At 40.2% G+C, this 21,136-nt stretch carries 22 protein-coding genes; 15 read left to right on the top strand and 7 right to left on the bottom strand.

The annotated features are described in order from the left end of the window. Positions 1-96 precede the first annotated feature (96 nt). From ACNSN2_RS13920 to greB, 3 genes are all read right to left on the bottom strand, one after another. Complete coding sequence (locus ACNSN2_RS13920; protein WP_010392427.1) at positions 97-675, bottom strand: CBS domain-containing protein; 579 nt, start codon at positions 673-675, stop codon at positions 97-99. A gap of 60 nt (positions 676-735) precedes the next feature. Beyond that, a complete protein-coding gene (locus ACNSN2_RS13915) occupies positions 736-1,041 on the bottom strand; it encodes a hypothetical protein (protein WP_010392429.1) in 306 nt (101 codons plus the stop codon). Positions 1,042-1,165: 124 nt separating this feature from the next. Continuing rightward, complete coding sequence (gene greB / locus ACNSN2_RS13910) at positions 1,166-1,639, bottom strand: transcription elongation factor GreB (RefSeq protein WP_054202862.1); 474 nt, start codon at positions 1,637-1,639, stop codon at positions 1,166-1,168. A 183-nt stretch (positions 1,640-1,822) separates the two neighbouring features. Between greB and ompR the strand changes: the two genes are divergently transcribed. Together ompR and envZ are read left to right on the top strand one after the other, a co-directional pair. Continuing rightward, on the top strand, positions 1,823-2,542 hold the full coding sequence (gene ompR / locus ACNSN2_RS13905; protein ID WP_008109519.1) for a two-component system response regulator OmpR: 720 nt from the start codon (positions 1,823-1,825) through the stop codon (positions 2,540-2,542). 5 nt (positions 2,543-2,547) lie between these two features. Continuing rightward, on the top strand, positions 2,548-3,861 hold the full coding sequence (envZ, locus tag ACNSN2_RS13900) for a two-component system sensor histidine kinase EnvZ (protein ID WP_054202834.1): 1,314 nt from the start codon (positions 2,548-2,550) through the stop codon (positions 3,859-3,861). A gap of 60 nt (positions 3,862-3,921) precedes the next feature. Here envZ and ACNSN2_RS13895 read toward each other — a convergent pair whose 3' ends face one another. Next, positions 3,922-5,964: a glycoside hydrolase family 97 protein gene (locus ACNSN2_RS13895; RefSeq protein WP_054202835.1), complete on the bottom strand. Its 2,043-nt coding sequence runs from the start codon at positions 5,962-5,964 to the stop codon at positions 3,922-3,924. Positions 5,965-6,139: 175 nt separating this feature from the next. On the opposite strand from ACNSN2_RS13895, the gene ACNSN2_RS13890 reads away from it, so the two are divergent. Both ACNSN2_RS13890 and ACNSN2_RS13885 read left to right on the top strand, forming a co-directional pair. Further along, positions 6,140-6,766, top strand: a complete 627-nt coding sequence (locus tag ACNSN2_RS13890; RefSeq protein ID WP_010392440.1) for a methylamine utilization protein — start codon at positions 6,140-6,142, stop codon at positions 6,764-6,766. Further along, positions 6,744-7,982: a hypothetical protein gene (locus ACNSN2_RS13885; protein ID WP_010392442.1), complete on the top strand. Its 1,239-nt coding sequence runs from the start codon at positions 6,744-6,746 to the stop codon at positions 7,980-7,982. Before ACNSN2_RS13890 ends, ACNSN2_RS13885 begins: the two co-directional genes overlap by 23 nt. Before the next feature lie 65 nt (positions 7,983-8,047). Here ACNSN2_RS13885 and speE read toward each other — a convergent pair whose 3' ends face one another. Beyond that, a complete protein-coding gene (speE, locus tag ACNSN2_RS13880) occupies positions 8,048-8,911 on the bottom strand; it encodes a polyamine aminopropyltransferase (RefSeq protein WP_054202836.1) in 864 nt (287 codons plus the stop codon). 198 nt (positions 8,912-9,109) lie between these two features. Here speE and speA point away from each other — a divergent pair, with 198 nt between their 5' ends. The 4 genes from speA (at position 9,110) to ACNSN2_RS13860 (ending at position 14,119) form a co-directional block, all read left to right on the top strand. Next, positions 9,110-10,990: a biosynthetic arginine decarboxylase gene (speA, locus tag ACNSN2_RS13875; protein WP_418607788.1), complete on the top strand. Its 1,881-nt coding sequence runs from the start codon at positions 9,110-9,112 to the stop codon at positions 10,988-10,990. A 61-nt stretch (positions 10,991-11,051) separates the two neighbouring features. Beyond that, positions 11,052-11,924 (top strand): acyltransferase, encoded by an 873-nt coding sequence (locus tag ACNSN2_RS13870; protein ID WP_054202838.1) that lies wholly within the window; start codon positions 11,052-11,054, stop codon positions 11,922-11,924. A gap of 18 nt (positions 11,925-11,942) precedes the next feature. Continuing rightward, positions 11,943-12,863, top strand: a complete 921-nt coding sequence (locus ACNSN2_RS13865; protein ID WP_418607786.1) for an acetyltransferase — start codon at positions 11,943-11,945, stop codon at positions 12,861-12,863. After that, positions 12,860-14,119, top strand: a complete 1,260-nt coding sequence (locus tag ACNSN2_RS13860) for a mechanosensitive ion channel family protein (RefSeq protein WP_055012721.1) — start codon at positions 12,860-12,862, stop codon at positions 14,117-14,119. The genes ACNSN2_RS13865 and ACNSN2_RS13860 overlap by 4 nt, the downstream gene beginning before the upstream one ends. Here the strand turns inward: ACNSN2_RS13860 and chrA are convergent. After that, positions 14,079-15,230 carry a chromate efflux transporter gene (gene chrA, locus ACNSN2_RS13855; protein ID WP_418607782.1) on the bottom strand — a complete coding sequence of 384 codons (1,152 nt, stop codon included), beginning with the start codon at positions 15,228-15,230 and terminating at the stop codon, positions 14,079-14,081. The two genes, ACNSN2_RS13860 and chrA, sit on opposite strands and share 41 nt — an antisense overlap. Positions 15,231-15,414: 184 nt before the next feature. Here chrA and ACNSN2_RS13850 point away from each other — a divergent pair, with 184 nt between their 5' ends. Both ACNSN2_RS13850 and ACNSN2_RS13845 read left to right on the top strand, forming a co-directional pair. After that, entirely contained in the window at positions 15,415-16,047 is a 633-nt protein-coding gene (locus ACNSN2_RS13850) for an OmpA family protein (RefSeq protein ID WP_010392457.1), read from the top strand. A 95-nt stretch (positions 16,048-16,142) separates the two neighbouring features. Further along, entirely contained in the window at positions 16,143-16,808 is a 666-nt protein-coding gene (locus ACNSN2_RS13845) for a hypothetical protein (protein ID WP_418607780.1), read from the top strand. Between the two features lie 14 nt (positions 16,809-16,822). Here the strand turns inward: ACNSN2_RS13845 and ACNSN2_RS13840 are convergent, their stop codons facing one another. Further along, positions 16,823-18,601 (bottom strand): ABC transporter transmembrane domain-containing protein, encoded by a 1,779-nt coding sequence (locus ACNSN2_RS13840; protein WP_418607778.1) that lies wholly within the window; start codon positions 18,599-18,601, stop codon positions 16,823-16,825. A gap of 88 nt (positions 18,602-18,689) precedes the next feature. Between ACNSN2_RS13840 and ACNSN2_RS13835 the strand changes: the two genes are divergently transcribed. The 5 genes from ACNSN2_RS13835 (at position 18,690) to ACNSN2_RS13815 (ending at position 20,895) form a co-directional block, all read left to right on the top strand. After that, on the top strand, positions 18,690-19,088 hold the full coding sequence (locus tag ACNSN2_RS13835) for a DUF3224 domain-containing protein (protein ID WP_418607776.1): 399 nt from the start codon (positions 18,690-18,692) through the stop codon (positions 19,086-19,088). A 14-nt stretch (positions 19,089-19,102) separates the two neighbouring features. After that, complete coding sequence (locus tag ACNSN2_RS13830; protein ID WP_010392465.1) at positions 19,103-19,285, top strand: hypothetical protein; 183 nt, start codon at positions 19,103-19,105, stop codon at positions 19,283-19,285. A gap of 9 nt (positions 19,286-19,294) precedes the next feature. Continuing rightward, positions 19,295-19,912, top strand: coding sequence for a LysE family translocator (locus tag ACNSN2_RS13825; protein WP_010392467.1), 618 nt, complete (start codon positions 19,295-19,297; stop codon positions 19,910-19,912). A gap of 76 nt (positions 19,913-19,988) precedes the next feature. Next, positions 19,989-20,531, top strand: coding sequence for a PH domain-containing protein (locus ACNSN2_RS13820; RefSeq protein ID WP_418607773.1), 543 nt, complete (start codon positions 19,989-19,991; stop codon positions 20,529-20,531). 79 nt (positions 20,532-20,610) lie between these two features. Continuing rightward, on the top strand, positions 20,611-20,895 hold the full coding sequence (locus ACNSN2_RS13815; protein WP_418607770.1) for a hypothetical protein: 285 nt from the start codon (positions 20,611-20,613) through the stop codon (positions 20,893-20,895). Positions 20,896-21,136 lie beyond the last annotated feature (241 nt).

Here is a 21,136-nt window from a genome sequence, read left to right as displayed (position 1 = left end):
CTTGAATAATATCACAGGGGAGGGTAATAAAAAGCTCTTAAAGCAAGCTATTTTACTTGCTTTAAGATGCCATTGCTGGGGCAATAAAAAGCGGATTTAGTGAGGGTGCTCTACACTTTCGAGTACTTCACTAAATGTGTGCGCTATTGGGCTAATATGAACAGGAATTTGCAGCTTACGTGCTATATCGCGTGCTGAAATTAAACCACTTATTTCATTATTAGCCGCAGTAACTAATATAAACATAGCACCATGATGTTCCATAGTTTGCAGTGCATCACCGATACATGAGTAGCTTAAGCTTTTCATACTTACACCCATTAAGTTACTCAGCGGTGTCATTAAATAGCGTAAGCTAATTTCACTACGAGGCAAGCCTAAACGCTGCGATAAAATCATGATTTTTGAGCTTTGTAAATCTGCACTTGCGACAATACCAATTAGCTTTTGATGCTCATCAGTTACTAAAATAAAATCAGAAGGCTGAGTATTTAGTTGTTTTGATGCTTGTTCAATGGTTGTATCAAACGCTGCGCGCATAGGACTTGTTTGAGTAAAGCTAGTTACTATACGTGTTGCTGGAGAGGTTAAATCGATCACAGCCTCATTAGTAAAAGTATCAGCAATAGTGCCATGAGAAATATCTTGGGTACGGAGTTCTTTAAAGTTAGACATAATATCCACCTAAATAAATAGTTATACAAATTTAATAATGTTTAAAAGCAAGTTATTAAATTAAATAACGGGTGGCGCTCGCGGGTTTGCATGACTGTAGGCAGTGGCTAAAAATCGACTTTCATAATGAAAGAAAAACGCTAAAGGAAGTGGTTGGATTTCTCTAAGCGCAATAACACCAACATGAGAATCTAAATCGGTGTCGAGGTTTGCTTGGTCAGGGGAGTCACAAACAATAAATTCAGCTGGAGCAAAACCAGCATCAAGTTTGTTATTTTTAGGTGCACCATGCAATGTCAAACTCACACTCATGAAGAGTGCAAACACGAGGGCATTTTGTAATATGCGCGCTGTTATGTTTGACATAATGATGACCTTAATTAACTACTCTCAAGTTAATACAACATTACTTGAGTAACTTTAGTTATAGCTTACTCAGATAATATAAACAATAAAAAGTTAATATGATCTGAATCAAAACTAAGCGCTGTCATTTTTGATAGGTAATGTTATTTACGAACCACTGCTTAGCGCCTTGAGGAGTTATTACTTCAAAATCATCGTCTACTTGTTTTTTTAATAGCGCTCGCGCCATTGGTGAATCGATAGAAATATAGTCGTTGCGATCATAAATTTCATCGGGGCCGACAATTCTAAAATTTTTACACTCACCGGCCTCGTTTTCTATTTCTACCCAAGCACCAAAAAAAACTTTGCCGTCTTGTACAGGTGAGTAGTCAACAATTTTTAAATCGGGAATGCGTTTTCGTAAATAGCGTACACGACGGTCAATTTGGCGAAGTAAACGTTTGTTGTACTGATAGTCTGCGTTTTCAGAGCGATCACCTAGGCTGGCAGCCCAACTCACAATTTTAGTCACTTCTGGACGTTTTTCATTCCAAAGATGATCATGTTCTTGCTGCAATTGTAAATAACCTTCGCGAGTAATTAAGTTTGTTTTCACGCTGAGTTCTTGTTTAATCTTCATGAGTGGCAAGGTATTAAAATAAAGGCAGCTTGTCGAGATAAAATAGCTATCAATGAATTTGAAATGTTCAGTAACAATCTAAGCACTTAATTAGTTTTTTATTATTAAGTTTTTCATTTATATTAACGATTAATAAATTATAAAAATAAGCAACAGATTATGGGACAAGAGACAGTAAAAGTATTGGTGGTTGATGACGATAAACGTTTACGCAGTTTGCTGGAACGCTACTTGGTAGAGCAAGGGTTTATTGTGAGAACAGCTGCTGATTCGGAGCAAATGGATAGACTAATTGAGCGTGAAAACTTTCACCTAATGGTGCTTGATTTAATGCTGCCCGGCGAAGATGGGCTTTCTATTTGTAGACGTTTACGCCAAAAAGAAAACCAAATTCCTATTGTTATGCTGACCGCCAAAGGTGATGAAGTAGACCGCATTATAGGCCTAGAACTCGGCGCTGACGACTATATTCCGAAACCGTTTAACCCTCGCGAGCTATTAGCACGTATAAAAGCTATTTTACGTCGCCAATCAAAAGAAGTACCAGGGGCGCCTTCAGCGCAGGAGAACTTAATTGCGTTTGGTAAATTTACCCTAAATTTAGCCACCCGGGAAATGAGTGAAGGCGATAACACGGTGTCACTCACTAGTGGTGAATTTGCGGTGTTAAAAGCGTTAGTGTCTCACCCGCGTGAGCCATTAAGTCGTGATAAATTAATGAACTTAGCTAGAGGGCGAGACTACAGTGCGCTTGAGCGCAGTATTGATGTTCAAGTATCACGTCTTCGTAGAATGATCGAAGTCGATGCCGCTAACCCACGCTATATTCAAACGGTATGGGGTTTAGGTTATGTATTTGTTCCTGACGGTGAAAAGTAATCATTATGGGAATGTTTCCGCGTAGTGCGTTTGGACAAACCGTATTTTTGGTTGCCGCTTTGCTGCTTATTAACCAAATAGTTTCCTACGTCACGGTAAGTTTATATGTAGTTAAACCCACCATTGAACAAGTTAATTTAATGCTGGCTAAGCAAATTAAAACCGTGTTTATTGATTGGGAAGATGGCGTTGAAGTCACCGATGAAGTCTCTGAGAAGTTTTTTGAAATAACCGGCATTGAAGTAATGACTCAGCGTGAAGCTATGCGTAATGGTTTAGGCCAAAGTCGTGAGTATTCTGGGCTATCGCGTAGTATGTCTGAGCAATTAAATGGCTTTTCTCGGGTGCGCATTAGTCAAACTGATCCGCTTATTTATTGGGTAGAAGCCCCGCAGGCGCCGGGTTATTGGGTCAAAGTGCCGCTCACCGGATTTAAAGAAAGTAACCTTGAGTTTTTAACCTTTTATCTTTCTAGTATCGGCTTTTTAAGTGTACTAGGAGGTTGGTTATTTGCCAGGCATTTGAACCGACCACTAAAAGCATTACAACAAGCTGCGATAAAAGTAGGGGTAGGCGACTTTAGTACCAAGTTACAAGAGCAAGGGTCGAGTGAGGTTATTGAGGTAACGCGCGCCTTTAATCAAATGTCGCGAGGTATTGCTGCCCTTGAAAACGACCGTCGATTACTTATGGCCGGTGTTTCTCATGATTTACGCACACCGCTTACGCGTATTCGTTTAGCCACAGAAATGATGGTTGATGAAGATGATTATTTACGTGAAGGCATTATTTACGATATTGAAGATATGAATGGCATTATCGATCAATTTATCGAATATTTACGCCATCATAAACGTGAAGAACAAACCTGCGAAGATATTAATGCGCTCCTTGGTGAAGTCGTACAAAGTGAGCTTAAGCATCAACGTGCGATCACGTTTAAACCGAATCCTAATATTGGAAAAATTCCCATAAGTAGTGTCGCGATTAAGCGAGTAGTGACCAATATGATAGAAAATGCACTACGCTACTCAGAGGGTGATATTGAAGTACTCAGTTATTTTAATTCCAATAAAAAATATGTGGTTATTGCGGTTAACGATAGTGGTCCGGGTATTCCTGAAAGCGAGTTGGAGTCAGTATTTGAACCGTTTAAACAAGGTGATGCAGCTCGCGGTAGTGAAGGTAGCGGCCTAGGCCTTGCAATTATTAAGCGTATTATCGATATGCATGGCGGCAAGGTGGTGCTCTCTAATCGCCCTGAAGGTGGTTTAAGTGCGCAAATATACCTACCGATAAAGGTTACTAATCCAAGCTAATAACGCTATCTGCATGGTTGCAGATAGCGTTAATTTATTATCTAGAGTTCAGATTAACTACTAGAGGGCTTTAAAACGAATGGCTGTACCGCCACTGGTGGCCAATTTTAATGTTAGCTTATCGCTTGCGGTAACAGTGCGTTTTTCAATGCTTAAATCATAAGGATTGTTCTTCCATTCAGCGTTTTTACCGTCTTGGTAGATTTGCGCTTCAAACTGTTTATCTTTATCTAAAAAGTCGAGTTTAATCTCAATGGTGCGGGCATTTTCGTCGGTAACTGCACCTAAGTACCAATCGTTCCCTGAATAGTTATCGCGCTTGCGCTCTTTGCGTGCAAATACAATAAAATCGCCTACTTCGCCATCAAGCGCAATACTTTGCTGCCAATCGGTCGGTACGTCTTGAATGAACTGAAAAGCATCGGGTTTAGCTAAATAATTCCGTGGTAAATCGGCCGCCATTTGAATTGGGCTGTACATTACTACATACAATGCTAATTGCTTTGCTAGTGTTGTTTGTGGGCGATTTGTATCGCCCCCTAAGCCATTAAAGCTCATATCAAAAATACCAGGGGTAAAGTCCATTGGTCCTGCCAGCATACGCGTAAAGGCAAGCATGGGAATGTGTTCTGGTGGATTGGGTGGTGTGCCCCATGCGTTAAACTCTTGACCACGCGCACCTTCACGGGCAATCCAGTTAGGGTAAGTGCGGCGCAGACCCGTATCTTTTATTGGTTCATGTGTGTTGATGCTTAGCTTGTATTTAGCGGCAAGTTTAATGTTATGTAAGTATTCATTTACCATAAATTGGCCGTCATGCCATTCAAAGCGGGCAATGCCGTTTTCATCTATGCGTTTTATATTGCCACCATCGGCCACATAACCAGTTTTTATTTGGCTTACATTTGATTTTTCGTAAAGCGCAAAAGCATCTTCCATTTGGTCGCGATAATTACTAACATTGCCAGAGGTTTCATGATGACCAATTAACTGCACCCCTTTTTCTTTACCGTACTGTGTAAGCGCTGCAATATCGAAATCGTCATAAGGCTGAGTAAAGCTAAATACATCACCATTATAAAACCAGTCGCCATCCCAACCTGTGTTCCAACCTTCAACTAATACGCCGTCAAAGCCATACTCAGCGGCAAAGTCCATATAGTATTTAGTATTTTTTGTGGTGGCACCGTGTTTTTCTCCACTGCCCCAAGTTGTTTCATTGATGTGCATTCCCCACCAAATACCTACATATTTACCTGGTTTAACCCACGACACATCACTGAGTTTATTTGGCTCATTCAGGTTTAAAATAATATCTGAATTAACTAAGTCTATCGCTCGCTCACCTATTTGAATGGTGCGCCAAGGAGTATTGAATGCGCCGCGCTTCTTAACCGCAATGCCATCAGACCACGGTGTTAAATCGGCACTAAACGTACCTGGGCGACGCTGGTTAAGCACCATCCCTGCATAATCTACCAGAGCTGCTTCATGAATGCTGACATGTACACCGTTACCATTTTTAAAGGTAAAAGGGGTATGAACAAGTGCAGCATCTTGTAAGTCTGTAGTGTTATAGACATATTCATAACGGTTCCAACCGCGAGCAGGTATCCACCATGCGGTGGTTTTATCTTTTGCGGCAATAGCAAATTCGGTCAGTTCTTTAGTAATTTCAGTTTTTTCAAAATCGGCTTGCTTAGGGACTTCATAGCGAAAACCTACACCACTATCAAAGGCTTTAAATCGTACAGTGTATGTGCCAGCGTGGGGCGCAGGTTTATTGAAGGTAACAGCAATTTCATTGTGCTTATCAACAACGGTTTGACGCTCTCCCCAAGGTTGCTGCCATTGGCTATCGGTTTGTGAACGAGTTACTTCACTAATAACAAAGCCGTCATCAAATGGTGCTTGGCTTTTAAACCTAAAACCTAAGCTTGACTGCTCAATAACAGGCTTACCATTAAAGCTAATAGAGTAATGAGGGGATGATGATTGATCAGAAATGGTAATTTTAATTTTTTGATCAGGTGATTTCAGCGTGGCTTCTTTTGCAAAAGCACTGCTTGCAAGTAAAGCAACTAGTAGTAAAGGTAATCTCATTGTGTGTCCTTGATGTCAAACCGTAGGTTATGAGCATAAAGTGATGAACACACTATTACGAGATAGCTGCATACGTATTCAATTAATTAGCTAAAAAAGAGTGTGTTAATTAATCTGCAAAACTTTATGTAATTTAGTTCTATAATAAATAAAAAGAATTTAACAAGAAGAAAATATGCTGAAAATTTTACTCGCTATTTTAGGTTGTATCATTGTTTTTAAGAGCAGTGCAGCAACGGTTACTGTTTATAATAACAACCAAAAAGTTCAAGAAAATGTTGTTGTTTGGCTAGCTCCAGAGCAAGCCTCTGGCGTGAATATAAATAAATCACTTTTCACTATGACACAAAAGAATCGCCAATTTACGCCACATATCTTAGTCGTTGAAAAAAACAGCCAAGTTGAATTTCCTAACGCTGACTCGATAATGCATCACGTGTATTCATTTTCTAAAAGCAAAACATTTGAATTAAAGCTTTATCGAGAACAACCACAAGATCCAATTACATTTGAACAAACAGGAGTTGTGGAGCTTGGTTGTAATATTCATGATTGGATGTTGGGTTACATTGTTGTTGTAGATAGCCCATATTATGCAATCACCAATGAGCAGGGCCTTGCATCGTTCGATATCCCAAATGGAGCCTATAAACTAAATGTTTGGCATGAAGGCTTTAGAGATATTAGCAACATAGAGTCGCAAGAAGTTGTTATAACTAACAATAAATTAAGTTATCAGTTAAAACAAAAACTAACTTTGCCTATTAGGGTTGAAGTTGATGAGTTTGACGATTATGAATAGTCTATTGGGCTTAGCCGTTGTTATTTGCTTGTTGAGTGTTTTTTCAGCCAACGCACAAGTTAAAGGTTTGCTGCAAGTAAGGGCAGTGCAAGCTGATTCACAACTAAGCTGGCAAGAGGGTGGAATTGGTTTATATCGCCATGATGCGGCTAATCAAGGTGTGGTTTTATCTCAGGGAATTATTGATTTAAGTGCAGATATAAGTTCTAGTTGGTCTGCCCATGCTGTAGTTAATTTATATCAAGACCCAAAAAGTACCTTGGGGGTTAGTCAGGCTTATCTGCAATATAAACCTTTAGTTCGCAGTGATTATAAATGGCATATTAAAGTGGGTGGCTTTTATCCACAATTGTCATTAGAAAACCCTGATATGGGCTGGTTATCTGCATATAACTATACCAATTCGGCAATTAACTCTTGGGTAGGTGAAGAGCTGCGAACGCTAGGTGTTGAAGCAACAATTAAACGCCCAGCCCGTAATTTTAATAGTGCCCATAGTTTTAGTTTGGTTGGTGCGACATTTAAAGGTAACGATCCTGCGGGGACATTACTCGCTTGGCGAGGCTTTGCTTTGCATGATCGCCAAACAACACTTAATGAGGCTCTCGCTTTTGCGCCTGTTGCGTCTTTAAATACTCCACAGTTACAATTTCAAGCAAACCAAGTTTTACCGTTTGAAGAGGTCGATGGGCGATTTGGTTATTACGTTGGTGGACATTGGGATTATTTAAAAAAGTCTCAGTTGCGAGTGTACTACTATGATAACAATGGTGACCCTGGCGCTCTTAATTATAATACGGGTCAATATGCCTGGGATACTCGATTTTTAAGTGTCGCATGGCTAAATAAATTTACACCGAAAACACGATTAATTATCCAAATAATGTCGGGTGGTACGGCTATGGGTCAAAACCGCGGCGTTGATACTCGATTTTATAGTCATTTTGCATTATTGAGTCATAAAATAAAACGCCACCGTTTCTCAGTACGTTACGATTATTTTGAGGTGACAGACAAAGACGATTGGAAGTTTGACCCTAATGCTAGTCATGGCGAGGGACTAACAGCAACTTGGCGTTATCAGCTTACACCACAATGGCAAATAGGTGTTGAGGGGTCAGCGCTTCATAGCCAAGCAGATAACCGAGTAGCTATGAATAAAGCATCGAGAATATCGCAGCAGCAAATAGCATTAAATGCTCAGTTTCGGTTTTAGTTGGAAGAATAACAAATTGAAACAGATAAGGGCTCTTGTGAGCCCTACTTTGTATTAATGGCTTTTTATTTTTTGTCAAAAGCGCGTTTCATGTAATTAGGTGTTGCGAGTGCACCGTGATGAATGCCGCCATTGTAGTATTCACTATGCTCAGCAATTATGGCTGCGCCGTCTTCTCTAAAACCGTTAAATGCTTCAGATTTACGAGCTAGCGTCACCGACCACAACCCACTTGGATAAATAGGTTGTGGGAATGGAAGAGTTTGCAAGTCTTTAAAACCAACACTTAGCATAGCTTCGCGCATTTCAACCAGAAGTGGCATATGCATTAATGGCGATTCACTTTGTTGTACGAGTATTCCACCAGGGCGAAGTGCGTTTAAACAGCTAATATAAAACGCATGGTTAAATAAACCCTCACCAGGGCCTACCGGATCAGTTCCATCAACAATCACGATATCAATAGACTCACCAGCTGCTTCACGCATATATTTAATGCCATCGTCAAACATCACAGTGGCACGTGGATCGTTATTTGATTCACATAACTCTGGGAAGTACTTTAACGACATTTGGGTAACCACTTCGTCAATATCGATTTGTGTCACAGTTTCTACACTTGGGTGCTTGAGCACTTCACGTAATGTACCGCAATCGCCGCCGCCAATAATAACCACATTTTTAGGGTTTGGGTGTGCTAGTAATGCTGGGTGGCTGATCATTTCATGATAAAAAAAGTTTTCACGGCTACTCACCATAGTGCAACCATCAATGATCATTAAATTACCAAAGTCTGTGGTTTCAAACATTTCTACTTTTTGAAAAGGAGACTGTTTTTCATCTAACTTTTTGTTAATACGTAATGAAAATGCGCTGCCATCGCGGTCGCTAATTTCAGTAAACCACTTACTTTGATCTAAATTTGCCATAGTTGTTGTTACACTTTTGGTTGAGTATGAAAAAAGGAGGCAATTCTGCCAGTGCTTGGGCTATTGCTCAATCAAATTTTACTCTCTTTAGCGAATAAAGTTAGCTATAAAGAGGGGAAAGTTCAATTTTTGTTAGCTTAGCAGATAGTGACGTATTAAAATGCCCCTTTACACCTAATTTAATAAAGAAGAGTTGCCATGACTTGGGGTTTAGAAACAGCACGTGCTACATACAATGTTGCTCATTGGAGCGATGGTTATTTTGATATTAACGCACAAGGTGAATTGATAGCCTATCCGGATGGCGACCAAACAAAACCTGCCATTTCTTTAAGCCAGCTTACTGAGCAGTTTAAACAGCAAGGATTAACCTTACCAGTACTGGTGCGCTTTACCGATATTTTAAAAAATCGTGTAGATACGCTCACCAATGCGTTTACTCAAGCGCGCACTAACCGTGAATATAATGGTAAATACACCTGTGTTTACCCTATAAAAGTAAATCAACAGCGTTCTGTAGTAAGTAAGCTTTTAGCACACCCAAGTGGTTTAGTGGGGCTTGAAGCCGGTTCTAAACCTGAACTAATGGCAATTTTAGGTGTGGCAAAAGAGCCTATTACTATTGTATGTAACGGCTACAAAGACAGTGAATTTTTACGTTTAGCCTGTATTGGTCAAGCAATGGGGCACAGCGTTAAAATTGTGGTTGAAAAACTCTCTGAGCTAACCACACTGCTGGAAGAAATTGATAATTTAGGTATTGAGCCTGCTATTGGTATTCGTATTCGCTTAAATTCGGTTGGTAAAGGTAAATGGCAAAATACCGGTGGTGAAAAAGGTAAGTTTGGCTTAACTGCAGGACAAGTACTCAGTGCAGTGGAAGTGCTCAAGCAACATAACAAGTTGCATTTAATGCAGATGGTACATTTTCATATTGGTTCTCAAATTGCCAATATTCGCGATATTCATCGTGCTTTGCGCGAGTGTGCTCGCCATTTTGCTGAATTAACTCAATACGGTGTACCGCTCAATACTGTTGATGTGGGTGGCGGGCTTGGCGTTGACTACGAAGGTTCAGGCTCACGTAGTGCTTGCTCAATGAACTACACAGTCGAAGAATATGCGCGTAATGTAGTAAATGCATTTGCCGAGGTGTGCGACCAACATAACTTAGCTCACCCTGCAATTATTACCGAATCTGGCCGTGCTCTTACTGCACATCATGCGGTGCTTATTACCGATGTGATTGATGTTGAAACAGCGCCAAATCATTTAAACCCAGAACCACCTGTTAAAAACAGTGCCTTAGTATTGGATGAAATGTGGCAGTGTTTACAACGTTTGAACCCGCGTATGGCATTAGAGATTTATCATGATGCAATGCACTTATTTAGTGAAGCACACGATCAATACGTGCATGGTTTAGTGAGCATGCTAGAGTGGGCGAAAATAGAGCAGCTTTACTTTACTATTTTACATCGCGTTCGAGCTTCATTAAGCTCTAATGCACGAGCTCACCGCGAAGTGCTGGATGATTTAAACGAAAAACTAGCCGATAAACTGTTTGTGAATTTTTCATTATTTCAGTCGCTACCCGATGTGTGGGGCATTCAGCAGTTATTTCCGGTTATGCCCATCGAAAACCTAACGCAGCCGCTTACTCAGCGCGCTATTATCCAAGACATTACTTGTGATTCTGACGGGCAAATACGTGAGTACGTTGAAGGTGCAGGAATTGAAACCAGTTTACCTATTCCTGAATATACACAAGGTCAGCAGTATCATATTGCGATGTTTATGGTAGGGGCATACCAAGAGATTTTAGGTGACTTACATAACCTATTTGGTGATACCGATTCAGTTCATGTTGAGCTTAATGAGCAAGGATATGTATTAACCAATGCCATTAAAGGTGACAGCGTTAAGGATGTATTAAAATTTGTTGATTATGATAGCGAGTTATTAGCTGATAACTTTGCCACTCAAATTAACGAACTTGATGTATCAGATCACTGTAAAGAAGGTTACTTAGCCGAGCTTAATGCAGGGCTTGAAGGCTACACCTATTTTGAAGATTAATTTAGTTGCATAGTTCAGCGCGGTCATTTGTGGCTGCGCGATGTTTAAAGGAATAGAAGTAATGTCAGTTATTCGCAGTGTATTTAGTATTTTCTTTTACACAATAAACACTCTTTTTTGGTTTGTACCTATTTTTATTTGTGGCATCGTTAAGCTAATCCCAATTAAGGGACTTCAAAAATTAATGAGTTGGACAGCCAAGCAATGTGCCTCTATTTGGGTGACGTTTAACACGCTAAATCAAACGTTATTAACGCCAACAAAGCTAAATGTAACCGGTCTAGAAGAGCTAAAATTGAAAGATTGGTACCTAGTTATCGCGAACCACCAAAGCTGGGTGGATATTTTAGTGTTACAGCGAGTGTTTAACCGCAAAATACCTTTTTTAAACTTCTTTTTGAAAAAAGAGCTTATTTACGTACCTGTTTTAGGTTTATGTTGGTGGGCGCTCGACTTTCCTTTTATGACCCGCACCAGTAAAAGCCAATTAAAAAAGAACCCCAAGTTGCGTGGTAAAGATTTAGAAACGACTCGTAAAGCGTGTGAAAAATTTAAAGAAATGCCGGTTAGTGTGGTTAACTTTGTTGAAGGGACGCGTTTTACAGCGCAAAAGCATGCGCGGCAAAATAGCCCGTTTCCTTACTTACTTAAACCAAAAGCGGGTGGTGTGGCGTTTGTAATGCAAGCTATGGGTGAGCAAATTTCTAAGGTGGTAAATGTCACTATTCATTACCCTGAGGGCATTCCTACTTTTATGGATTTTGCAGCCGGTAAAGTAAAACACATTGATGTACATGTTGAAGTAAAAGGCGTTAGTGATGACTTAATTGGTGATTACACTAATGATCCTGACTTTAGAGTACGTTTTCAAAGTGAATTAAATCGCGTGTGGGAAGAAAAAAACCAGACGCTCGTTAATTTAAAACAAAAATAACAAAATGAGCTGACAGTTATGCTAAAAAAATGGTTACCTAATTGGTTAAATGGCTTAATTGTTGGCTGTGTTTTATTTGCTAATTTAATAATATTTGGCGCATTAGTGCTTACCCTTGGGTTAATTAAATTGGTTTTGCCCATACCCGTAGTAAGTAAATTATTACACGGTGCGTACAAGGGGTGGTGTAAAGGTAACCGCTTAGGGCTTTGGCTAGGCTGTAATGATATTAAAGTTAATATTAGTGGGGAGGTAAATGCTAATAGCTGGTATTTGCTAATTAGTAATCATATTAGCTGGCTTGATATTGCGGTATTAAGCTCGTTAAATGCATTACCAGCTCCTAAGTTTTTTTTAAAAGATGAGCTTAAATACGTGCCATTTATAGGCACTGGTGCGTGGGCAATGGGTATGCCCTTTATGAAACGGGTGAGCAAAGCGCAATTGGCAAAAAATCCGAATTTAAAAGGCCTAGATGTCGAGCGTACTAAGCGTAGTTGCCGTAATTTTCGTCATCACCCTACAACCATAGTGAACTTTGTAGAAGGTACGCGTTTTACAGCGCAAAAGCATAAGCATCAACAAAGTCCTTTTCAGCATTTATTAAAGCCTAAGGCTGGTGGAACTGCTTTTGCCTTAGAAGTTTTAAACGAGCAATTTGACGCTATGCTTAACACTAGTTTAGTGTATAGCGGCAAGTCAGATCATGTGTGTCGTAATATTTTAAAAGGCGAACTAGAGTCTATTAATATTACAATTGAGGTGATGCCAATAAATACACAGATGATTGGCAGTTACCAAACAGATCACGCGTTTAGAGCCGAGTTTCAGCAATATTTAAATAATTTATGGACAAAAAAAGATAAGCAATTAAGCGCTATTCATATTCAGCAAATTAGTACTGAATTAACTCCCAGTAAGGAAATTGAAATACCATGACCAAAACACACCTACAGGAGCTAATTACTCCTTGGTTTGAAAAAGTCCCCGATGCTTTTTTTCTCAGTGCAATCACGGCCTCATCCATTGGCATTCTTTCTTTATTATTTGTTTACTTATTTACGCGTCGCTTAATGTTACCGGGTATTCAAAAGGTGGTGACTAAACTCTCGCCTGAGCGTATTGGTTCATTGTCACCTATGTTGACCAAACTCAATAAACGAATTGCCTGTTTGCTATGTTGTGTGCTTTTTTTAGCCACATTTGATAGTGTTTACCCCGTTAATGAAATTGCCCAAGAGATCCTTAAAACCATTGGCCAAGCATTATTAATTATTTATATAGGTTTTATTATTAGCAGCATAGTGAGCATTGCTGGCGCTATTTATAACCAACTAGACTTTGCCCGCGAAGTGCCTATTCAAGGGCTAATTCAAGTAGTGAAGCTGATCACCTTTATTGTGTGTTCAATATTAATTGTTAGTATTGTGCTTGAAAAATCGCCGACTTATATTCTTTCTGGTTTTGGTGCGATCGCCGCTGTTACTTTATTAGTATTTAAAGACACCATATTAGGTTTTGTCGCCAGCATTCAAATTGCTGCCAACCGCTTAGTGACCTATGGAGATTGGATCCAAGTAGATAACTACGGCGCCGATGGCGAAGTAATTGATTTAGGACTTAATACTGTAAAAGTGCGTAACTGGGACAACACCATAACGACTATACCCACTTATATGCTGGTGGCCGGTTCATTTAAAAATTGGCGCGGTATGCAAGAATCTGGTGGGCGACGTATTAAACGTTCTTTAAATATTGATATGAACAGCATCTTTTTAGTTGATGATGATTTTAAAGCGCAAATAGAAGCGGCAATACCACTGCAAGAATATATTCGACTAGGCACACTTCCCGATCCTGTGTCGAACTTAGGGTTATTTCGTCGCTATGCAGAGGGTTACTTAAAGCAACACAGTAAAATCAATACCTCGCTCACACTCATGGTGCGTGAACTACAACCGCTTAACCATGGCTTACCGATTGAGTTTTACTGCTTTAGTGAAGACAAACGTTGGATATCGTACGAGCATTTACAAGCTGAAATTATGGATCATTTACTGGCCGTATTACCGGTGTTTGGACTGCGCGCTTATCAAAGTGTCAGTGGGCAGTTAAGCCCAGCAGACGGGGTGAATATGGCGGGCAAACCTAGTATTAAAGTGCCCAATAATGCTGTCCAAGGCCAACACCAATAAAGAGCAATAATAGCCACCAAATAGGTGGCTTTTTCATACGTAGCCACGCAAATGCAGCAATCACTAATGCAATATGCCACACACTATTAATAGCTGAAGTCCAAATGGGCGAATACAATGCTGCAGCTAAAAAACCAACCACGGCGGCATTAAGCGCGGCAATTGAGCTGGCAAAGCGGGGATTACTGGCTAAATTAATCCAGCTTTTCTGAAATGCCAACATCAGTAAAAACCCTGGGGTAAATATCAATAATGTAGCTATGATTGCGCCCATTATTGGCTGCTCGGTATTTAGCTGCGCGCCTAAGTAGGTGGCTATTGTAAACATAGGCCCAGGTATAGCCTGAGCACTGGCGTAAGCCGTTAAAAATTGATCATCACTTAACGTTGGCACACCCGCTTGAAGTACTGGCAACACAACATGCCCTCCACCAAATACCATAGCACCAGCTTGGTAAAAAGGCGCAAATAACGCAAATTCTTGCCCTATTGGAATAAAGCTAACTCCAAGCAGTAGCGCAAATAAACTAAGTGCAACCCAGTTAACTTTCCCCTGTTCACTGCTAGTTTGCTGTGATAAATCACTTAATTTTAAGAGTGGCCAGATAGCGCCGACTGCGGCCGCAATCAGTAAAATAATAATTTGTGTACCTAACATCGGCAGTAGAACAAGAGCTAGGGTGCTTATAACTGCAATTAGCTTAAGGATTAGGTTGCTGCAAAAGCTTTTGGCCATACTAAGGGTCGCATCGGCAACAATCACTACAGCAAAGAGCTTCAATCCGGTGATCACAGCAAAATAAACGGCGTCAAATTGGTGAGCACTAATAGCAAGCAGTGTCATTATTAAAAAAGAAGGCAAGGTAAAACCAATAAATGCGGTGATGCCACCGATTACACCTGCACGCTCTACTCCAATTGCAAAGCTAACCTGACTAGAGCCAGGGCCAGGCAGAGCTTGGCTGAGGCTTATTAGCTGTGAATAGCGACTGATACTTAACCAGCGCAGCGAATCAACAAAGTGATGTTTAAAGTAACCTAAATGGGCGGCAGGGCCGCCAAAACTCATGCAGCCAAGCAAAAAAAACTGCCTAAAAATCGCAATTAACATAGTGGCCATCGCCTTTTTGATAAATCATTAAAGTGTCACAAATAAGTATGACATTTTTATGAAACGCTATCATTAGTCCGTATGAAGTAAGTAATAATACGTGTTTTACGTTACTCTTCATTTTTGGTTCATACAAATGTTTGCATAATTGCAATAATAAATTCTAAATGAATAGGAAATTACCATGATGTTAACCAAATCACTTTTAAGTGTCACTGTCGTAGCCGTATTACTTTCTGGCTGTGAAATGAATAACACGGGTAAAGGCGCCGCTATTGGTGCTGCAGCAGGGGGAATTCTAGGTAAAGCTACAGGTAACCACAAAGATAAACGTATTTTTATTGGTGCAGCTATTGGTGCGTTAGCGGGTGCAGCTGTAGGTGATTACATGGATAAACAAGAAGCTGCTTTTCGTGATGAACTAGCAGGTTCGGGAGTTGAAGTGGTACGTGAAGGTGATAACTTACGCTTAGTGATGCCCTCTAATATTACGTTTGCGACTGATCAATCTTATATTTCATCGGGCTTTCATGACACTCTAAATGCGATAGCAAGTGTAATGAATAAATACGAAAAAACCTACTTAAGTGTTGAAGGTCACACCGACAGCACGGGCAAAGATAGTTACAACATGACTCTTTCAGAGCAGCGTGCACAAAGTGTAAAAAATTACTTGGTAAACCAACAAATTATGGCTGCACGAGTAAGCACGAGCGGCTTTGGTGAATCACGCCCAATTGCCACTAACGATACCGCGAATGGTCGCGCGCAAAACCGCCGCGTCGAAATTCAAATAGTGCCTAATACACAAGGTTAATAGCTAAAACCGCGCAAATGCGTGGTTTTGTATATTTTAATGGCACTTTTGCCTGCGTTAGCTGTCACAAATAGTTCTTCGATAAGGACATATTTATGGCAGCGTGGCGCACGGCAATTATTTTATCAATATGTTTACACGGATTAGTTTTGCTTTTTGTTGCCACATTAAAAGCACCTGACATAAAACCACCGCAATCAACCCCAATTAAAGCTTATATGGTAAGTGTGCCAGCTAAAATTAAAGCAACACAACAAGTCCCTCAACAACGCGCTCATACAAATAAAAATACAGAGATTAAATCTATTGAGCTTATTAATGCAACCCAATCAAAACCACTAAATATTAATTATAAAAAAACAGAGAAAACGACTAAGCCGCTAAATACCATCACGAAAAATACTCAGCCTGTAATTTTAAAGCCTTATAAAAAGATCGATTTAAACAAAGGACTCAACAGTATTTTACAGCAACAAACTGGCTATTCTGATACTGCAAAGAGTGACCCTCAGAAAAAGCGTATTACAGTTTCAAAAGAGCATCCAGGCAAGGTAAAGCCACTATTAAAAATAGAGCAGCAAAATATGCAATTTACCACTTATCGACGAGGTGATAGCTGTTTTAGAAAGGTATCCGTTGGTGCAGGGGTTATGCCAAAAAATGACTTGCCCGAAAGTTACATAGCTGGTGTAAAGTGCGATAAAACTAAGCTAACTGAGGCTTACGATACCGCAATGAATAAATGGCTTAAAAAGAAGTAGCAACTAAAATGCAATCAATCTAAATTAAACTGTAATTCACATAGTTTTTGATACAAAGGGTTACTTGCCATTAATTGCTGATGAGTGCCTGTAGCTTTTATTTCGCCATTTTCCATTACCACAATCATATCGGCATGTTTTACCGTGGCCAGTCTATGGGCAATAATCAGCGTTGTTCTATTTTGCATTAAGTGTTCAAGTGCGGCCTGAACATGATGCTCGCTTTGCGCATCAAGCGCGCTGGTAGCCTCATCAAGTAGCAGTATTTCTGGGTCTTTTAAAATGGCGCGAGCAAGAACAATGCGCTGCTTTTGCCCACCCGATAGCCTTACACCTTGTTCACCTAAGAAGCTGTTATAGCCTTGTGGTAACTGTTTTATAAATTCATCAGCATGGGCATGTTTGGCGGCCGTATAAACTTGCTCGTCACTGGCGCTTGGGTTTCCATAGCGAATGTTATGCATAACATCAGAGCTAAATAAAATCGGGTTTTGTGCCACCATCCCCATTTTGTTACGCAAGGTATTTAATGACAACTGTTTAATATTTATATTATGAAACTTAATCGCTCCGCTGGCAGGGTCATAAAAACGCTGTAACAGTTCAAACAAGGTGGTTTTACCGGCACCTGAAGGGCCAACAATAGCCACGGTTTTACCTGTTTCAATATTTAAGCTGATATTATTTAATGCGCTTACATCTGGGCGAGAAGGGTAATTAAAACTAATACCTTCAAGTGAAATTGCACTGTTGCTTGTTGTTGCATGTAACTGATCATCTTGTGGAATTTCGGGGTTTTGTATTTTACTTTTAACGGCGAGCAGTTCAAGCAGTCGGGCAGCGGCCCCTGCGGCGCGTTGTAGTTCACCATAAACCTCAGCAACGGTTGCTACCGACATGGCCACCATAATGGCATAAAATACAAACGCGCCAAGTTCACCGCCCGTCATAGTGCCTGCGAGCACATCACTACCGCCTACCCAGAGCATGGCACTAATAGCGCTAAAGGTAAGAAAAATAACTGCTGCAATTAAAAACGAACGTTGTTTAATGCGGCTTTTGGCAACGTTAAAGGCCTTTTCAGTTTCATTAGCAAAAGCAGATTGCTCTTGCTGTTCATGGCTATAACTCTGTACCACTTTTATATTTTGAATGATCTCACCCGCGTAGGTGCTGATATCTGCAATCGCATCTTGGCTGGAGCTTGCTAGTTTGCGTACTTTTTTTCCAAAAACCAACATAGGCACCAGTACTAAAGGGACGCAGGCCACAACGACCAAGGTAAGCTTTAAATTAGTAACAAGCAGCATAATTAAGCCACCGACTAACATCAACGCACTTCGCAGCGCCATAGAGAATGATGAGCCGATAATAGATTGTAGTAATGTGGTGTCGGTGGTGAGTCGCGACATCAGCTCGCCGCTGCGATTTTCTTCAAAGTAACTCGGATGCAAGGTAACAATACGATTGAATACAGCTTTTCTAATGTCATTACTGACTCGCTCGCCAATCCACGACATTAAATAAAATCGGCTGAATGTACCCACTGCCAATAAACTGATCAAGCCAATTAATACCAAAACAGCTTGTTGTAATTGCGCTTGCGAGCCGGCAATAAAGCCATGATCAATCACAAACTTAACGCCTTGGCCTAGCGATAAATTAACCCCTGCGGTGGCAAGTAATGCTACTAGAGCCCCTAAAACCACCCATTTATAAGGCTTAATAAAATTGAATATAGGGAATAAAGCGCTAAAGGCGGCTTTATCTGAAGCAGGCTTGTCTGTAGGCATAGTAGATTCTTATTGATGATTAAGGTATAGATATGGCATCAATAGATTAAAAATCAATAGTATTAAAAATCATCAATAGGGAAAAATTATGACAGCTAAACAGATAACAGGCGAGTTTACCGTTACATTAGCGCCTATAGAAGGGTATGCACATGGACAGCAAGGCGTTAATTTAGGTCGGATGTCGATTGATAAACAATTTACTGGCAGCTTAACGGCAACTAGCCAAGGCGAAATGCTTAGCGCCATGACTCCCACCCAAGGTAGTGCTGGTTATGTTGCAATAGAGCAAGTGATGGGCGAGCTTGAGGGCAAGAAAGGCAGTTTTGTACTGCAGCATTTTGGTACTATGGACAAAGGCCAAGACAGCTTAATTTTAAAAGTGGTGCCCGACTCAGGCACTGATGAGCTCGCAGGATTAACAGGCAGTATGGCGATACGCATAGAGCAAGGTATTCACCATTATGATTTTGAATACAGCCTATAAAGCAGGTATTTATAATGCAAAAAGTAATCGAATTCAGAAAGGCTCGTTTTTTGGGTGGGGTAGATATAGTCGCACTAAATGATCGCATACAGGAATTAAACCAAGACGGTTGGAAAGTAATAAACGCAGTGCCATTAACAGGCTTTTATGGGCAAGTGCATGGTTATACATTACTTATTGAAAATGAAGAAATATAAGGGTTACTAATGGCGTTATCATTATGGTTGAGCTTAGCATTGGTGTGCATGATGGGCGCAATGTCGCCCGGGCCCAGTTTAGCTGTGGTATTAAAGCATAGCTTAAGCGGTGGCATGAAAAATGGCATGCTGGCAGCGTTAAGCCATGGTTTTGGAGTGGGATTATATGCAGCGGCTTCATTGTTGGGGTTAGGCGCATTGATGTTGCAATTTCCTACTGTGTACCAATTTTTAGTGTATTTAGGGGCAGCCTATTTAGCATATTTAGGTTTGAAAATACTATTTTCAAAGCCCAACGACAGCGAGCTAAACATTCAGCAAAGCGAAGTGAGCAGCTCTAAGGCGTTACAAGATGGCTTTGCCATTGCATTTTTAAACCCCAAACTAGCAATTTTCTTTTTGGCGTTATTTTCACAATTTATCGACCCAGAGAACCTTACTTTAAATATTGGCGTTATTATGTGCTTAACGGTTTTTGTCATTGATACTGGCTGGTATCTACTGGTGGCTCTACTTACTGAGGTGTCTAAAAAGCGCTTTGGTTTTACTAAGCAAAATATCTGGTTAGATAGGCTGTTAGGTGCGGTATTTATTGCGCTGGCAATTAAAGTGGTTATTGGATTTTAACTATCAAAGTGATTGAATTGCGTACAGTTGGTAATTAATGTAACTTAAAAAACTATAATTTAAAAGTGATAAAACGATGTCTAATATAATTTTAAAAAGTGCTACTTTTGATAGCAAAGTCAAACAGTACTGGATGTGTTTAGCTGCAATATTTAGCCTTTTTCCAGTTGTAACTATTGTGCTTTTACCCGTTGTATTACTTTTAGTGTGGCTAGTCGCAAGTCGAGTATTAGCCGCTATGTCGGCCGATTTACTAGAGCGCAAGCTAGTGGTGAAGCGCGGTATTTTATTTAAAGAAGAAAAATCGATTCCACTAGAAAAAATCACCGATGTCGGGTTGAGTCAGGGGCCGCTAATGCGCATGTTTGGCTTATACCGGTTAAGTTTTGAAACAGCAGGGCAGTCGGGGCATGGTGCGTTGGTATCGTTACTTGGGGTAGTTGATGCCAGTGAATTTCGTGAAGCCATTTTAACTCAAAAAGATAACCTTACTGCAGAACAACCCGTTCAAGCAAAACAAGACGAGCCACCAAGCCAAGTCGAATTACTTCGCGCACTCACTTACAGCGTGAAAAACATTGAGCAGATGATGGTCGCGCTACTGGACGAGAGAAAATAGTTGAATATTATAAATCTTGTTCAATTTTAATCTCTTACGTGGAGTGGAATTTGTTAAGTAACTTCACTGGGAGGCTCTAATGTCAAAGTTTAAAGTCTTATTTACGGTGCTTTTGGCCACTTTCATAGTTAGCTTATCATTTTTTATATTTAATAACCCCGCGTCAAAAGCTAAAGAGTTTCTCAAAAAGCACGCGGATAATTTTGAGCATGTTATTTTGTTTGCAGAGCAAAGGGAGCTTCAAGCTATACAATGGGTTGATGATAAAAGTAGTGAACGTTTACCACATAAACTAATAATAAAAAAAGGCAGTAAAGAATTCGTGAAGGTGACTGATTCAAGTTTGGATGAGCTTACTGAGTAAGAATATAGATGTTCTATGGATTCAATATTTTCGGAGTGTTTGGTTAATTAGAAAAGCATTTACTTTTTCATACCAGGATAGGCAACAAGAGGGATATTTTGTTTTTGGGAACCCGGAGAAAATCGGTTTATGTGTGCTTGGTAACGGTACTAAAGATTATGGCAAGTACGAGCATGTAGCTGGCAATTGGTATATTGCAGTGTGCGAGTATCCGCGACCATCAGTCTGATAGAGGGGGATA

It is taken from the genome of Pseudoalteromonas sp. US3C1013 (assembly GCF_048401115.1).
In the GTDB taxonomy this organism is placed as follows: domain Bacteria; phylum Pseudomonadota; class Gammaproteobacteria; order Enterobacterales; family Alteromonadaceae; genus Pseudoalteromonas; species Pseudoalteromonas undina.
This window is presented reverse-complemented; position numbering and strand designations above follow the sequence as displayed.

What these genes read in the sequence shown, in the direction of transcription:
- ACNSN2_RS13825 (WP_010392467.1), top strand. Translation starts at nt 19,295, where the DNA reads ATGGCGTTATCATTATGGTTGAGCTTAGCATTGGTGTGCATGATGGGC.
- ACNSN2_RS13850 (WP_010392457.1), top strand. Translation starts at nt 15,415, where the DNA reads ATGATGTTAACCAAATCACTTTTAAGTGTCACTGTCGTAGCCGTATTA.
- ACNSN2_RS13860 (WP_055012721.1), top strand. Translation starts at nt 12,860, where the DNA reads ATGACCAAAACACACCTACAGGAGCTAATTACTCCTTGGTTTGAAAAA.
- ACNSN2_RS13815 (WP_418607770.1), top strand. Translation starts at nt 20,611, where the DNA reads ATGTCAAAGTTTAAAGTCTTATTTACGGTGCTTTTGGCCACTTTCATA.
- speA (WP_418607788.1), top strand. Translation starts at nt 9,110, where the DNA reads ATGACTTGGGGTTTAGAAACAGCACGTGCTACATACAATGTTGCTCAT.
- envZ (WP_054202834.1), top strand. Translation starts at nt 2,548, where the DNA reads ATGGGAATGTTTCCGCGTAGTGCGTTTGGACAAACCGTATTTTTGGTT.
- ACNSN2_RS13915 (WP_010392429.1), bottom strand. Translation starts at nt 1,041, where the DNA reads ATGTCAAACATAACAGCGCGCATATTACAAAATGCCCTCGTGTTTGCA.
- ACNSN2_RS13840 (WP_418607778.1), bottom strand. Translation starts at nt 18,601, where the DNA reads ATGCCTACAGACAAGCCTGCTTCAGATAAAGCCGCCTTTAGCGCTTTA.
- ACNSN2_RS13835 (WP_418607776.1), top strand. Translation starts at nt 18,690, where the DNA reads ATGACAGCTAAACAGATAACAGGCGAGTTTACCGTTACATTAGCGCCT.
- ACNSN2_RS13885 (WP_010392442.1), top strand. Translation starts at nt 6,744, where the DNA reads ATGAGTTTGACGATTATGAATAGTCTATTGGGCTTAGCCGTTGTTATT.
- ACNSN2_RS13830 (WP_010392465.1), top strand. Translation starts at nt 19,103, where the DNA reads ATGCAAAAAGTAATCGAATTCAGAAAGGCTCGTTTTTTGGGTGGGGTA.
- ACNSN2_RS13820 (WP_418607773.1), top strand. Translation starts at nt 19,989, where the DNA reads ATGTCTAATATAATTTTAAAAAGTGCTACTTTTGATAGCAAAGTCAAA.
- ACNSN2_RS13890 (WP_010392440.1), top strand. Translation starts at nt 6,140, where the DNA reads ATGCTGAAAATTTTACTCGCTATTTTAGGTTGTATCATTGTTTTTAAG.
- ACNSN2_RS13870 (WP_054202838.1), top strand. Translation starts at nt 11,052, where the DNA reads ATGTCAGTTATTCGCAGTGTATTTAGTATTTTCTTTTACACAATAAAC.
- ACNSN2_RS13845 (WP_418607780.1), top strand. Translation starts at nt 16,143, where the DNA reads ATGGCAGCGTGGCGCACGGCAATTATTTTATCAATATGTTTACACGGA.
- speE (WP_054202836.1), bottom strand. Translation starts at nt 8,911, where the DNA reads ATGGCAAATTTAGATCAAAGTAAGTGGTTTACTGAAATTAGCGACCGC.
- ompR (WP_008109519.1), top strand. Translation starts at nt 1,823, where the DNA reads ATGGGACAAGAGACAGTAAAAGTATTGGTGGTTGATGACGATAAACGT.
- ACNSN2_RS13895 (WP_054202835.1), bottom strand. Translation starts at nt 5,964, where the DNA reads ATGAGATTACCTTTACTACTAGTTGCTTTACTTGCAAGCAGTGCTTTT.
- ACNSN2_RS13865 (WP_418607786.1), top strand. Translation starts at nt 11,943, where the DNA reads ATGCTAAAAAAATGGTTACCTAATTGGTTAAATGGCTTAATTGTTGGC.
- ACNSN2_RS13920 (WP_010392427.1), bottom strand. Translation starts at nt 675, where the DNA reads ATGTCTAACTTTAAAGAACTCCGTACCCAAGATATTTCTCATGGCACT.
- chrA (WP_418607782.1), bottom strand. Translation starts at nt 15,230, where the DNA reads ATGTTAATTGCGATTTTTAGGCAGTTTTTTTTGCTTGGCTGCATGAGT.